The following is a 14,068-nucleotide window of genomic DNA, read 5'->3' on the forward strand; positions in this document are numbered from 1 at the left end:
TGTGTGATTTATGTTAAGTAGATTCTGTTGCATTACGTCACTTCGAATGATTTGTGAAGCATGAGCAAATTGTATCGAGAAGTAATTCAATAGCTATTAATTTCCGCTTTAAGCGAATTAAAAACATGTATTGCACTACTAACAGCAGCTTCCATTTTACCAGAAAACACAGGGCTGGTTTCTGCTCCAGCAATAAAAAGTTTATTACCTAATAACCCATTTTTAAACACTGGATGTCCATTGTTTTGTTGTGGTATTAAAAAGTTGTTGTCAGTAGTCGTTGTATGTTTTTCGTCTTTCCATACACACTCTTCGTAACTTAGATAATCTACTGCTTGATCGCCATAATAACTTTGTAATTGCTCTAAAGCAAGTTGTTTGCGTTCCTCTTTGCTTAAATCGCTTAAATTAGAGCTTATAAAACCGCTTAAAGCATAAACTGATTGCTCAGCATTAGAATGGTCGTAAAACTCTTGCAAAGGTCCTGAATTGGCATAAATAGTTCCGCTGCTTTGTAGATATTTCCAAAAAGGGGTTTTATAAGTAAAACCAGCTCTGATTGAGTTATGCATCCAAGTATGCGTGTTGGCTAAAACGTTTGTAAAAACGTCAGGTAATTTAGGTGTTACGCTAATGTTTTGATTAAACAGAGCAGGAGGTAAAGTGGATATTACAAACTTAGACACATAGGTTTGATTGCTGGTTTGTACTTCTAGTAAATTAGCTTTGAGCTGAATTGAAATAACGCTTGTCTCAGTAATAATATTTGTATTTTTTAATTGATTTGCAAGCGTTTCAATTAAGGTTTGTGTTCCGTTTTTGATGCGGTAACTTACCGAATCATTATTGGGTAAAGGCACCAGTTGAGGTTGTTTGTTTGGATCTGGCTGGTAAATAGCTGTTGACCCGTAAAATTGCTTAAAGACGTCAATATTTAGTGCTTTAAGTAAGTGTAAAACATTGGTTTGTTGTGGGACAAGCCATGTTGCGCCTAAATCTATTGATGCCTGATTGATATTGCGTTTTGTAATAATACGTCCGCCAATACGTGTATTAGCTTCTAAAATAGTTATTTTAATATTAAGGTCCTTAAGTAAAAAGGCTAGCGTCAAGCCAGTTAATCCTGCTCCAATAATAAGTACGTCAGTGTCTTGTTTAGTCATGTTTTAGCTAATGTAATTCCAAATGTTTTTATACTTACTCATTTGTCGGTAAGTTTCTAAAATAATTGCATTTTCTGGACTACTTAAACTTGGATCTTTAGTTAAAAGGTCTTTTGCCCAATAACGCGCGTGTTGCAAAATGTCGTTATCTTTTACAATATCTGCGATGCGTAAATTTAAAATTCCGCTTTGTTGTGTACCCATAATATCTCCTGGTCCACGAAGTCTTAAATCCACTTCTGCAATCTCAAAACCATCATTTGTACTAGTCATGGTTTGGATGCGAGTTTTACTATTTTCGGACAATTTATGACTGGTCATTAATATGCAATAACTTTGCTCTGCACCACGTCCAACACGACCTCTTAATTGGTGTAATTGTGACAGTCCAAAACGCTCTGCACTTTCAATTATCATGACCGAAGCATTGGGTACATTTACACCAACTTCTATAACTGTAGTTGCGACCATAATTTGTGTTTCTCCTTTAACAAAACGTTGCATTTCAAACTCCTTATCTGCAGGTTTCATTTTGCCATGAACGATGGAAATTTGATACTCTGGCATCGGGAAATCTCGCGTCAAACTTTCGTATCCATCCATCAAATCTTTGTAGTCCATTTGGGCGTTTTCTTGGATCAAAGGATAGACGATATAGACCTGTCTTTTTTTTGCAATTTCGTCACGAATAAAACGGAAAACTTTTAGGCGATTTGAGTCGTATCTATGGACTGTTTTTATGGGTTGTCTTCCAGGAGGTAATTCGTCAATTACAGAGATGTCTAAATCACCATAAACTGACATCGCCAAAGTCCTAGGGATTGGAGTAGCGGTCATGACCAAAACGTGAGGAGGAAGGGTGTTTTTTTTCCAAAGCTTAGCACGTTGCTTAACTCCAAAACGATGTTGCTCGTCAATAATTGCAAGACCTAAATTTTTAAATTTAACCTTGTCTTCCAAAACTGCATGTGTGCCAATTAGTATGTCTAATTCGCCATTTTCTAACATTTTATGTATTTCTCTTCGTTCTGAAGTTTTACTTGAACCTGTAAGCAGTTTAATACTGATTTCCAAATCACTGCATAGTTCAATTAATCCATTATAGTGCTGTACTGACAAAATTTCAGTAGGTGCCATTAAGCAAGCTTGAAAACCGTTGTCAAGTGCCATAAGCATTGACATTAGCGCAACTATTGTTTTTCCAGAGCCAACATCGCCTTGTAAAAGACGATTCATTTGGGCATTGCTACCTAAATCTGACCTAATTTCTTTAAGTACTCGTTTTTGTGCATTGGTTAATTCAAACGGTAAATGGTTTTTGAAAAACGTATTAAAGTGTGTTCCGACAGTTGTAAATGGAAACCCTTTTATTTTAGTTTTATGAATTAAATTTTTGAGAATTAATTGTAATTGTATGTAAAATAACTCTTCAAATTTTAGTCTAAATTCGGCTTTAGAAAGTGCGGTTTGATCCTTCGGAAAATGAACATTTAAAAGGGCTTCAGATTTTGAAATTAATTTGTTTTCTGAGAGCAGTTTTTTGGACAGAGTTTCAATAAATCTACCCTTGGTTTCAAGGAACAAATTTTGCATGATTTTTGTCATCACGCGATTGCTAATTCCTCGGTTTGCTAACTTCTCAGTTGAAGGATAAATGGCTTGCATTGCACTTCGTAAATTGGCTTCGTGTTCCGACAATAATTCTATGTCAGGATGAGGCATATTATACTTGTTTGCAAACAGGTTTGTTTTTCCAAAAATGACGTAAGTTGCATTTAATTTTAAACCTTCTTTAATCCATTTTTGACCTCTAAACCAAACCAATTCCATAGTGCCAGTTTCGTCCTTAAAAGTGGCTACTAATCGCTTGCCTCTTTTCTGGGCAATCTCTTCAAATTTTACAATTTTTCCAACAATTTGCACCTCTGCTGCATTAGGTAATAATTGGTTGATTTTGTAATATTTTGTACGATCTAAATATCTGTTTGGAAACAGATTTATTAAATCTTGATAGGTATGAATACCCAACTCCTTGCGCAACAAATCTGCACGATTTGGTCCGACGCCTTTTAGGTAATCTATTGGAGTTTGTAAGTTAGTACTCATAGACAACGAAATTAATCTATTTTGAATTAAAGTGAAAGTTAAATTGATTTGCTTTGTGTGTTACAGTTATCACGAATCGTCACTTCCAGTGATTTGTGAGGCACGAGCAAATTGTATCGAGAAGCGTTAAGAGTAGTGCTTGGTTCTCGATACACTTCTCCTAAGGTCGAAGCACTCGAATAGACGTGTTGTACTTAGTGTTATGCTGTTATTATCACGTATCGTCACTTCGAGTAATTTGTAAGGCACGAGCAAATTGTATAAAGAAGCGTTAAGAGTAGTGCTTGGTTCTCGATACACTTCTCCTAAGGTCGAAGCACTCGAACTGACAAGTTGTGCTTAATGTTGTGTGTGTTTTACTGCGCTTTGTCATTTCGAGTGATTTGTGAGGTACGAGTAAATTGTATCAAGAAGCGTTAAGAGTAGTGTGTTGTTGTCTGTATATTTTTCCTTAGGTCTAAGCACTCGAACTTACGTGTTGTGCTTAGTTTTATGCCGATTTTATTATATATTGAGTTATAAAAAGGAGAATGAATTTTGTTTCCCTTTAAGTAAATCAAAAGAAAGAGGAGTTAACTCGTGACAAAAAATTGTATTTTGGTCTAATCCTTGTTTAAATCTACTTATGAGATATCTTTTAGTGCTATTTATTACGTTTTTATGTCTTTCCGCGAAAGCGCAACAAACTGAAATTGTCGATTTTACTTCTGTTTATGCCGAATTAGATTTACGTTCAAATCAATCGCATCAAGTTGTAGCTTCTGTTGATTATACATTTGATATTTTAAAGCCAACAGACTCTATTTATTTGGATGCCAAAGATGTTATGGTGGATTATTCGTTATTAAATTCTAAAACAATCAAAGTTTATAATGATGGTAACAAGCTTTGGATTAAAAGCGAGTTTAAACCATCAAAAAACAATAAGTTAAAATTACAATATAAAGTTAACCCAAAAAAGGCTATGTACTTTGTGGACAAAGCTACATCATATCAAATTTGGACACAGGGTCAAGGAAAATACACAAGTCATTGGTTGCCTAGTATTGATGATATGAATGATAAGATAGTTTTTGATTTATCTATAGCAGCAGATAAAGATTATCAGGTTATTGCTAATGGTGTTCATAATGGTGAGTTATCACAAAAGGAGGCTAATTTATGGTTTTATAAAATGCAAAAACCTATGTCAAGTTATCTTGTAGCATTAGCAGTAGGGAAATATGATAAACAGGTTATCACATCTAAAAGCGGAATACCAATCGAACTATATCACTATCCTGAAGATTCGCTAAAAGTAGAACCTACCTACCGTTACACAAAACAAATGTTTGACTTTTTAGAAGACGAAATTGGTGTGTCTTATCCTTGGAAAAATTATAAACAAGTACCAGTTAAAGACTTTTTGTATTCTGGTATGGAAAATACCAGTTGTACCATTTTTAGTGATGACTTTATGATTGATGACATTAGTTTTGTCGATAAAAATTACGTTAATGTTAATGCACATGAGCTAGCACATCAATGGTTTGGAGATTTAGTTACAGAAACCTCTGGAACACACCATTGGTTACAAGAGGGATTTGCGACGTATTATGCACTTTTAGCAGAGCGTGATGTGTTTGGAGATGATTATTACTATTGGAGGCTTTATGAGTACGCAGAGGAGCTAATGGAGCAGCAAAAAGCAGGAGAAGGCACGATGTTATTGGATCCAAAATCTAGTAGCACGACGTTTTATAAAAAAGGTGCTTGGGTTTTACATATGTTACGTGAGCGAGTAGGTGATAAGGCATTTAAAAAAGCTGTTAAAAGTTATTTGAATACGTATGCTTTTAAAAATGTGGAGACTGAAAATTTTATTGTTGAAGTTGAAAAAGCTTCGGGACAGGATTTGACAGACTTTGTTGATCTTTGGTTAAAGTCAAAGCTAATGCCATATGATGTTATGATTGAGGAATTAAAATCGGTTTCGGATGCTGTAAATGGATATTTACAAATTGATTGTGAGGCGTATTCTTCTAAATGTTCGGACTATTTAACATCTTATTTATTTGATAATGCTAAGATTAAGGTGGTTAGTCAAATGCCAAATAAGATTCAGGCTAAGGATTTTAAAAATTCTGTAAAAGTAAGGCAAGCTATAGCACAATATGTTCGCAAAATTCCGTTAGCATTACAACCTGAATACGAATCTTTGTTACAAGATAAATCCTATACAACTATTGAAGCTGCACTTTATAACCTCTGGGCTAATTTTCCGCGAAAGCGAAACCTGTATTTAGACCAAACTAAAAAGGTTTACGGTTTTAATAATTATAATGTTAGAGTATTATGGTTAGCGCTAGCTATTGCAACTCCTGATTATGAACCAAATAATACTGAAGTTTTTTATAATGAATTAGTGCAATACACAGATTTAATAAACAGTTTTACATTAAGGCAAAACGCATTTGATACTTTGGCAAGTTTAGGTTTGTTTAATGAAAAAGCATTGGTTAATTTATTAGAAGCTTCAAAACATTATAATTGGAGGTTTAAAAGTTTTGCTAAACAACTTTTAGAATTGTTATCTGAAAATGAAAAATATAAATCTATAATTAGTAATTTGCAGGATAACCAAAAACAATAATTTGAAAGCATTAGTTATATCTGGAGGAGGAAGTAAAGGTGCATTTGCAGGTGGCGTTGCGCAACATTTAATAGAGCAGGAAGGTAAAAAGTATGATATGTTTTTGGGTACGTCTACTGGAAGTTTGTTGATTCCGCATTTAGCAACCGGAAACATTGGTAAGCTTTATGATATTTACACGCATGTTAATCAGAATTCTATTTTTAGTATAAATCCATTTGTAATTAAGAAAAAAGGAGACAGAGAATATGTATCGATTAACTATTTTAATACTGCTTTACAATTTATAAAAAGAAGACGAACCTTTGGCGAAAGTAAAAACCTAAAAAAACATATCAAGGAGCATTTTACTAAAGCAGAGTATGATTTAATTAAAGCTACTAAAGAAGACGTTGTGGTCACTGTAACAAACCTATCTAAAAATAGAGTAGAGTATAAGTCTATTAACGATTATAGTTATGAAGAGTTTTGCGAGTGGGTTTGGATATCGTGTAATTATATTCCGTTTATGTCCTTGGCGATAAAAGATGGTTTTGAATATGCAGATGGTGGTTTAGGTTGTGTAATCCCAATTAGGGAAGCTATTTTACGAGGTGCTACAGAAGTTGATGCTATTGTTTTAGAAAGTGAAAACCTAGAATACAATAAGGTTTTGGGTAAAAACCCGTTCTCGTTAATGATAAACTTGTTTGGTCACTTATTGGATCAAGTTGAAAAGGGAGATATTGCAATTGGAAAACTGGCTGCAAAACACAGAAATGTGAAGTTAAATCTATATTATACACCAACTAAGTTGACAGAAAACTCATTGATTTTTAATAAAAAATTAATGGAAGAGTGGTGGTTGCAAGGGTATTTATACGCACAAGGTAAATATGATAATCATGACGAGTATAGCTCTACAGTACCAATACCATAATTAAAAAAATAGAAAATTAATATTACACATAAATAAAAAGCCTTATCGATTGATAAGGCTTTTTTAAGTTTTTAAAAGTGGTTACCACATTTCTCCAACTTCCTTCTTAATATAATGTAGTCCAGCATTGCTTGGTGCAGGTTTGTCAATCATTTCGCTTAAAATGGTTTCTCTAAGCTTATTAGCAGAGTCTATTTTATCACTCATTCCTGCTTTTCTTATTAATTGTATGGTTGCACTTTTTGAAGCATTAACAATGGTCCAACAGTCATTGCTTAAGTAAATTTGCTGTGATAGGTTGTGTTCAAATTCTTGTTCAATGTTTTTTATAAGTAAATCTTCATAAGCTTGTTTGTCTGAAGATAATGGAGCAACACGTAACAAAAGTTTGTTTGGAGAGATACGTTCTAAAAATAGTGCGATACGCTCATAAGCCTGTAGTCTAACAGGAAGTGACTCTTTATTTAAGGTTTTAATAATATCAAATTTACGACGCTCTTCTTCGTTTTGCATGTGCTCTCTAAAAAACAGATAGGCAATTGCACCTGTAATTATTGAAGGGACTGTATACATTAGTAAGTTTAAAAGCTGTTCTTCCATGGGATAAATTTTAGTTAAGTAACAAACTTAATATGTTTTAAATTATTGTACAAGTAAACTGATGTTGTTATGGTAAGATGTGTAATGTTTTAATTGTAGAGGTTTAAAATAGTAATAAAAAAAAGAGGTTTCGATTGAAACCTCTTTGTAGTATTTTAAGCTTTTCCGCCTAAATATTGACAATCTTTTAAGCTTTGTATTCCGTTAAACGGAACCACAGTTTTTTTGTAACCATATGTGCTGTCTAGCTCTTTAGATAAGTTGTGGTCATCCACATTAACTTCAATATCAGTCATTTTAAATTGGCATGGATGCTCATAACCAGCAGCATGTGTTATTTCGATAAATTCTTTTCTAAAGGTTTTAAAATATTGTGCTAAACGTTCTGATTTTAACGTTGGATCAATTCCGTTTTGCAACCACTTATTTTGTGTTGCAACACCACTTGGACAGGTGTTAGTGTGGCAAACTTGTGCTTGGATACAACCAATACTCATCATAGCTTCTCTAGCAACATTTATACAATCTGCTCCCATAGCAAATGCCATAGCAGCTTTAGCAGGAAATCCTAATTTACCACTACCAATAAAAACAATACGCTCGCTTAATCCTTTGCTTTGAAACAATTTATATAAATCTCCAAAACCATAAACCCAAGGTAAGCTAACATGATCTGCAAAACTTGGTGGAGCAGCACCTGTACCACCTTCGCCACCATCAACAGTAATAAAATCTGGACCTTTACCAGTTTTAACCATTATATCTGCCAATTCTTCCCATTGTTCTAATTTACCAATAGCAGCTTTAATACCAACAGGTAATCCAGTTTTGTCAGCAATAGCTTCTATAAAATCTACTAATTCTGGGACATTACTAAACGCTTTGTGGTTAGGAGGAGATAATACATCCTTACCAACTTCAACACCTCTGATTTCAGCAATTTGAGGTGTGATTTTTGCACCTGGTAAAACACCACCTTTTCCTGGTTTAGCACCTTGTGATAATTTTACTTCAATAGCTTTAATAAAAGGATTGTCTTCGACTAATTTTACCATTTTATCCATGGAGAATCCACCATCTGCAGCACGTACACCAAAATATCCTGTTCCAAAATGAAACACAACGTCTCCACCATGACTGTGGTAAGGAGACAAACCTCCTTCTCCAGTATTATGGTAGGCTCCAGCTATTTTAACTCCTTTGTTTAAAGATTCAACCGCTTTCGCGGAAAGCGAGCCAAAGCTCATTGCAGATACATTAATAACAGAACCTGGTCTAAAAGGTTTTTTACGTTTATTATATTCGCCCATAACTTTAGCACAAGGTAAAAACGACATGTCTGTTGCGTGTGGATGATTAGCTTCTACCTTATAAGGCATCATTGCGTTATTAATAAATATATGTTGATGTGCGTATATATCTCTATCAGTACCAAAACCTTCGTAGTTATTTTCTTTTTTTGCAGACGCATAAATCCAACCACGTTCAATACGATTAAAAGGAAGCTCCTCTCTGTTATTAGCTACAAGATATTGTCTTAATTCTGGCCCAATTTTTTCTAACATATACCTAAAATGTCCAACAATTGGAAAATTATGACTTATCGTATGTTTTTTTTGAACAATGTCTCTAATAGCTATTATAACTAACACTATTATAATCCAAAGCCACCAAGAAATGTTTGAAATCAGGTTTGTTAATGTATCCATGTTTTAAAATCAGTTTTTTTCAAAAGTAACGAATATCTCTATTTTTAGTTACTATTTATCTTACAAATAAATCATAATATTTTTTTTGATTTATAAGGAAACTTTGAAGTGTTTGTCTAATTAACTGATAGTTTAATCAATTAAGTTTTCTTAAAGATTTTTAAAAATTGAGGTACTTAAGATTGTTAGTTTTATCTTTATAGTATGAGCATAAAAAGAAAAAAAATAGTAATTGGAATAGTTGTCTTTATAGGTTTGGCAACATTATCGCTAGTAATAGCAAATACTATAGCTAAAAATAAACTTAAAAACTATATCGTTAATTTACCAGAGCATATATCTTTATTGTACGACGATTTAGATGTTAGTCTTTTACAGGGTAATATTACTTTAAAATCCCCTTTGCTGACAGTTAAAGGAAAGACGACAAATCAAATCAATGCTCAGGTTAAGTTAAGTAGTTTATCTATTAAAGATTTTAGTTATTGGAACTATTTATTTAATGACAATTTAAAGTTTGATCACTTAAATTTTGATAGTCCAAAAGTAACTTATTACCACAACCCATTGGCTGATACAGATCAAGGCAGTGAGTCTGTTTTTAAAAACATAAAAAAAGCAATTTATATTAAAAATCTTAGCGTTAATAAGGCTTCAGTTGAGGTTTTTAATGTCAAAAATGATTCCGTTTTATTAAGCACAAACAATCTTGATTTTACAATGTCGCAGATTATTGTTGATAATAATTTAGCGTCTTCAAAGCTTTTCGATTTTAAATCTAGCACTTTAAGCACTAATAATTTAAAATATCAGATAAGCAAATTTGAAAACTTAAGTGTTGATAAATTAAAAATAGATAATACTAGAATGACTTTATCTGGATTTAGTTTAAAAACAAAATATGATAAGTTGGCATTATCAAACGTGATCACTTCAGAGCGTGATCACTTTGAATTAGTTACTCCAGAAATACGTATTGATAATTATGATTTTAAGTTTGATAATACCATATTATCGGGATTTAGCACAGATATAATCACCTTTACAAAGCCTGATTTTATAATTTACAGAGATAAGTTAGTTGCGGACGACTTAACACAAAAAGACCTATATAGTAAAATGTTAAGGTCGCTTAATATTAAATTAGATATTAAACATATAAATATTGTGGAAGGTAAAATTGTTTACCAAGAAAAAGTTAATCAAGATAAAACAGCAGGTCAGCTTACTTTTAGCGACTTTAATGCAAGCTTAGACCACATAAGTAATACCAAATTAAATCCTAAAAAAACAGAAATTAAAATAGATTGTAACTTTATGCAAAGCACACCACTTAAGGTGGATTGGTCGTTTGATGTTAATGATCCTAATGATGGCTTTGTTTTTAAAGCAAATTTAGGAGACTTACAAGCAGACCATTTAAACCAATTTATGCAACCTAATTTAAATTTAAAATTAGAAGGTAATCTAATGCAAACACTTTTTACAATAGATGGAAATGCTGTAACCTCTAATGTGGATTTAAAAACAAAGTACACTAATTTTGATATTATTTTACTAAAAGAAAACGGTAACGAAAAAAATAAAATATTATCCAAAATAATAAACATTTTTGTTTCAAAGGATAGCAAAGACGCTAAAGATAACTTTAGAAACAGCAATACTAAAACAGTAGAACGCGACAATACTAAATCAATATTTAATTTTATTTGGAAAAATGCTCAAGCAGGTTTAATCTCTGCTATGGCAGGTGACGGTAAAAAAGATGATTGATTGTTTATAATTAATAACAAATCTTTAGAGTAAAAACAGAGGGTTTGGTTAATTTTGCTTTTTTAAAAAAGAATAAAAATTGGAGAAATATTTAAGTCAGTTAAACGAAGCACAATACGCGCCAACAGTTCAAAAAGAAGGACCTATGATAATTATCGCAGGTGCAGGTTCTGGAAAAACACGTGTGCTAACCTATAGAATAGCCTATTTAATGAATCAAGGTGTAGACTCTTTCAACATCTTAGCATTAACCTTTACAAACAAAGCAGCTAAAGAAATGAAAGGCAGAATTGCCGAAATTGTAGGTGCAAGTGAGGCTAAAAACTTGTGGATGGGAACCTTTCACTCGGTTTTTGCAAAAATATTACGGTTTGAAGGTCACCATTTAGGTTATCCAAGTAATTTTACTATTTATGATACTCAAGATTCTCAAAAATTAATGGGTAGTATAATTAGAGAAATGGGTTTAGACAAAGACTTGTATAAAACCAAGCAGGTATACAGCAGGATTTCTTCTTACAAAAATAGTTTAATTACAGTCAAGGCATATTTTAATAACCCAGAATTAATGGAGGCTGATGCTATGGCTAGGCGTCCAAAAATGGGAGAAATCTATCAAGCTTATGTGGAGCGTTGCTTTAAAGCAGGAGCAATGGATTTTGATGATTTATTACTACGTACTAACGAGCTGTTAACGCGTTTTCCTTCAGTTTTAGCGCAATATCAAGATAAGTTTAGATATATATTAGTGGATGAGTACCAAGATACAAACCACAGTCAATATTTAATTGTACGTGCTTTAGCAGATCGTTTTCAAAACATTTGTGTGGTTGGTGATGATGCGCAAAGTATTTACGCCTTTAGAGGAGCAAACATTAGTAACATCTTAAATTTCCAAAAGGATTATGAAGATGTAAAAATGTACCGATTAGAACAAAATTACCGTTCTACAAAAAATATAGTTGGAGCAGCAAACTCTGTAATAGAGCATAACCAAACTAAATTAGATAAAATAGTTTGGACTGCAAATGTTGATGGACCTAAAGTGCAAGTGCATCGCAGTTTAACAGATGGTGACGAAGGTCGTTTTGTGGCTAGTGCCATTTGGGAGACTAAAATGACAGACCATGTGCCAAATAGTGATTTTGCGATTTTATATCGTACCAATTCACAATCGCGTGCAATGGAAGAAGCTTTGCGTAAAAGAAGTATTCCGTATCGTATTTATGGAGGCTTGTCTTTTTATCAAAGAAAAGAAATTAAAGATGTTACAGCATACCTAAGATTAATTCTTAATCCATCAGATGAAGAGGCCTTAAAACGTGTCATTAATTATCCAGCTCGTGGTATTGGTCAAACGACTATTGATAGATTAATGGTTGCAGCTAATGAGTCAGACAAAACCATTTTTGAATTATTAGAAAACATTGATAGCGTAAACATTAACATTAATACAGGTACAAAAAATAAGCTTAAAGATTTTGTAACCCTTATTAAAAGCTATCAGGTAATGAATCAAACAGCCAATGCTTTTGATTTAGCGGAATATGTAACTAAAACTAGTGGTTTAATAAAAGAGTTTAATAAAGACAATACTCCAGAAGGTGTCACGCGTTTAGAGAATGTCGAAGAATTATTAAATGGTATAAAGGATTTTGTCGAAGGGCAAATGGAGATTGCAGACTCTAAAGATGATTTAGCCGAGTTTTTAGAAGATATCGCATTAGCAACCGATCTTGATGGAGACAAAGGAGATCCAGATCATGTAGCGTTAATGACCATTCACTCTTCAAAAGGATTAGAGTTTAGTAATGTCTTTATCGTTGGTTTGGAAGAAGACTTGTTTCCAAGTGCAATGAGTATGAATACAAGAAGTGAGCTTGAAGAAGAGCGTCGTTTATTCTATGTAGCTTTAACCAGAGCAGAGAAAAAAGCATATCTAACCTATGCGTTATCGCGTTATCGTTGGGGGAAATTAGTAGATTCAGAACCAAGTAGATTTATTGAAGAAATTGACGATCAATTTTTAGACATTATAACACCAATAGAAGAGCGTCGCATTAACCCAATGCTGTCTGCAGATATCTTTGGCGATACACCACCTAATAAAGTAAGATTTAAAAAACCAATACAACCTAAATTGAAAAAGAAAGACAAATCTAAGCCAGTAAATTTTGAAATTAGTGCTCCTAAAAAACTTAAAAAGGCTTCAGAAGTTAAGCCTTCAGCAGAAGCAAATCTGTTTGATGGAGATTTAGCAGTGGGTAATCGCGTTAAACATTTAAAATTTGGTAGAGGTGATGTTTTAAGTATCGAAGGTAAAGGTGGAGACGTTAAAGCAGAAATTGATTTTGAATTTGGAGGAAAGAAAAAGCTTTTACTGCGTTTTGCAAAATTAGAGCTTATAGGATAATATTTAAAAAATTTATTATGGCAGACTTTATCAGAATTTATGAAGAAAATCCAAATCCAAAGGAAATTAAAAAGGTAGTAAACATCCTTAAAAAAGGAGGTCTTATTATTTATCCCACAGATACTGTATATGGTTTAGGCTGCGATATTACTAACTCAAAAGCTTTAGAGCGTATCGCTAGGATTAAAGGTGTAAAGTTAGAAAAAGCTAATTTTTCTTTTATATGCCATGACCTTAGTAATTTATCAGATTATGTAAAGCAAATTGATAGTACAACTTTTAAAATATTAAAACGTGCTTTGCCAGGACCATACACTTTTATTTTACCAGGATCCAAAACGTTGCCAGCAGCTTTTAAAAAGAAAAAAGAGGTAGGTATAAGAGTGCCAAATAATGCTATCGCATTAGAGATTGTTAAGGCATTGGGTAATCCAATTGTGTCCACATCAATCAGAGATGATGACACTATTTTAGAGTATACCACAGATCCTGAATTGATTTTAGAAAAATGGGATAACCTAGTAGATTTAGTTATTGATGGTGGTTATGGAGGTAACCAAGGATCAACAATTATTGATTTGTCAGGTGAACAACCTGAAATAATAAGAGAAGGAAAAGGTAGTATTGAGATTTTTTAGAGCATGTTTTAAATAAATCATACTATTAACCCTATTAATACTATCGATTTTCAAACTCAAGATTTTTAAACAAAAAAAAGCCCAACCGAAAGGTTGGGCTTTTATATTCTAATAA

At 32.9% G+C, this 14,068-nt stretch carries 9 protein-coding genes; 5 read left to right on the forward strand and 4 right to left on the reverse strand.

The genetic code is table 11. The features are described 5' to 3' along the window. Positions 1–86 precede the first annotated feature (86 nt). On the reverse strand, positions 87–1,163 hold the full coding sequence (locus V6251_RS12340; protein ID WP_341588450.1) for a flavin monoamine oxidase family protein: 1,077 nt from the start codon (positions 1,161–1,163) through the stop codon (positions 87–89). A 3-nt stretch (positions 1,164–1,166) separates the two neighbouring features. Beyond that, entirely contained in the window at positions 1,167–3,269 is a 2,103-nt protein-coding gene (gene recG, locus V6251_RS12345) for an ATP-dependent DNA helicase RecG (RefSeq protein WP_341588451.1), read from the reverse strand. Positions 3,270–3,894: 625 nt separating this feature from the next. On the opposite strand from recG, the gene V6251_RS12350 reads away from it, so the two are divergent. Both V6251_RS12350 and V6251_RS12355 read left to right on the forward strand, forming a co-directional pair. Beyond that, positions 3,895–5,901 carry a M1 family metallopeptidase gene (locus V6251_RS12350; protein WP_341588452.1) on the forward strand — a complete coding sequence of 669 codons (2,007 nt, stop codon included), beginning with the start codon at positions 3,895–3,897 and terminating at the stop codon, positions 5,899–5,901. 1 nt (position 5,902) lies between these two features. Continuing rightward, positions 5,903–6,820: a patatin-like phospholipase family protein gene (locus V6251_RS12355; protein WP_341588453.1), complete on the forward strand. Its 918-nt coding sequence runs from the start codon at positions 5,903–5,905 to the stop codon at positions 6,818–6,820. A gap of 81 nt (positions 6,821–6,901) precedes the next feature. On the opposite strand, the gene V6251_RS12360 is transcribed toward V6251_RS12355, so the two are convergent. After that, complete coding sequence (locus V6251_RS12360) at positions 6,902–7,420, reverse strand: DUF7935 family protein (RefSeq protein ID WP_341588454.1); 519 nt, start codon at positions 7,418–7,420, stop codon at positions 6,902–6,904. A 155-nt stretch (positions 7,421–7,575) separates the two neighbouring features. Then, entirely contained in the window at positions 7,576–9,129 is a 1,554-nt protein-coding gene (locus V6251_RS12365) for an FMN-binding glutamate synthase family protein (protein ID WP_341588455.1), read from the reverse strand. A 204-nt stretch (positions 9,130–9,333) separates the two neighbouring features. Here V6251_RS12365 and V6251_RS12370 point away from each other — a divergent pair, with 204 nt between their 5' ends. From V6251_RS12370 to V6251_RS12380, 3 genes are all read left to right on the forward strand, one after another. After that, a complete protein-coding gene (locus tag V6251_RS12370) occupies positions 9,334–10,902 on the forward strand; it encodes a hypothetical protein (RefSeq protein WP_341588456.1) in 1,569 nt (522 codons plus the stop codon). A 79-nt stretch (positions 10,903–10,981) separates the two neighbouring features. Further along, positions 10,982–13,315: an ATP-dependent helicase gene (locus tag V6251_RS12375; RefSeq protein ID WP_341588457.1), complete on the forward strand. Its 2,334-nt coding sequence runs from the start codon at positions 10,982–10,984 to the stop codon at positions 13,313–13,315. 17 nt (positions 13,316–13,332) lie between these two features. Next, positions 13,333–13,953 carry an L-threonylcarbamoyladenylate synthase gene (locus V6251_RS12380; protein WP_145001233.1) on the forward strand — a complete coding sequence of 207 codons (621 nt, stop codon included), beginning with the start codon at positions 13,333–13,335 and terminating at the stop codon, positions 13,951–13,953. Positions 13,954–14,068 lie beyond the last annotated feature (115 nt).

This window comes from Olleya sp. Ti.3.14 (genome assembly GCF_038154885.1).
Taxonomy (GTDB): domain Bacteria; phylum Bacteroidota; class Bacteroidia; order Flavobacteriales; family Flavobacteriaceae; genus Olleya.

Bases quoted from the DNA above. Each gene is read 5' to 3' on its own strand.
- V6251_RS12340 (WP_341588450.1), bottom strand. From the start codon at position 1,163: ATGACTAAACAAGACACTGACGTACTTATTATTGGAGCAGGATTAACT.
- recG (WP_341588451.1), bottom strand. From the start codon at position 3,269: ATGAGTACTAACTTACAAACTCCAATAGATTACCTAAAAGGCGTCGGA.
- V6251_RS12350 (WP_341588452.1), top strand. From the start codon at position 3,895: ATGAGATATCTTTTAGTGCTATTTATTACGTTTTTATGTCTTTCCGCG.
- V6251_RS12360 (WP_341588454.1), bottom strand. From the start codon at position 7,420: ATGGAAGAACAGCTTTTAAACTTACTAATGTATACAGTCCCTTCAATA.
- V6251_RS12365 (WP_341588455.1), bottom strand. From the start codon at position 9,129: ATGGATACATTAACAAACCTGATTTCAAACATTTCTTGGTGGCTTTGG.
- V6251_RS12370 (WP_341588456.1), top strand. From the start codon at position 9,334: ATGAGCATAAAAAGAAAAAAAATAGTAATTGGAATAGTTGTCTTTATA.
- V6251_RS12380 (WP_145001233.1), top strand. From the start codon at position 13,333: ATGGCAGACTTTATCAGAATTTATGAAGAAAATCCAAATCCAAAGGAA.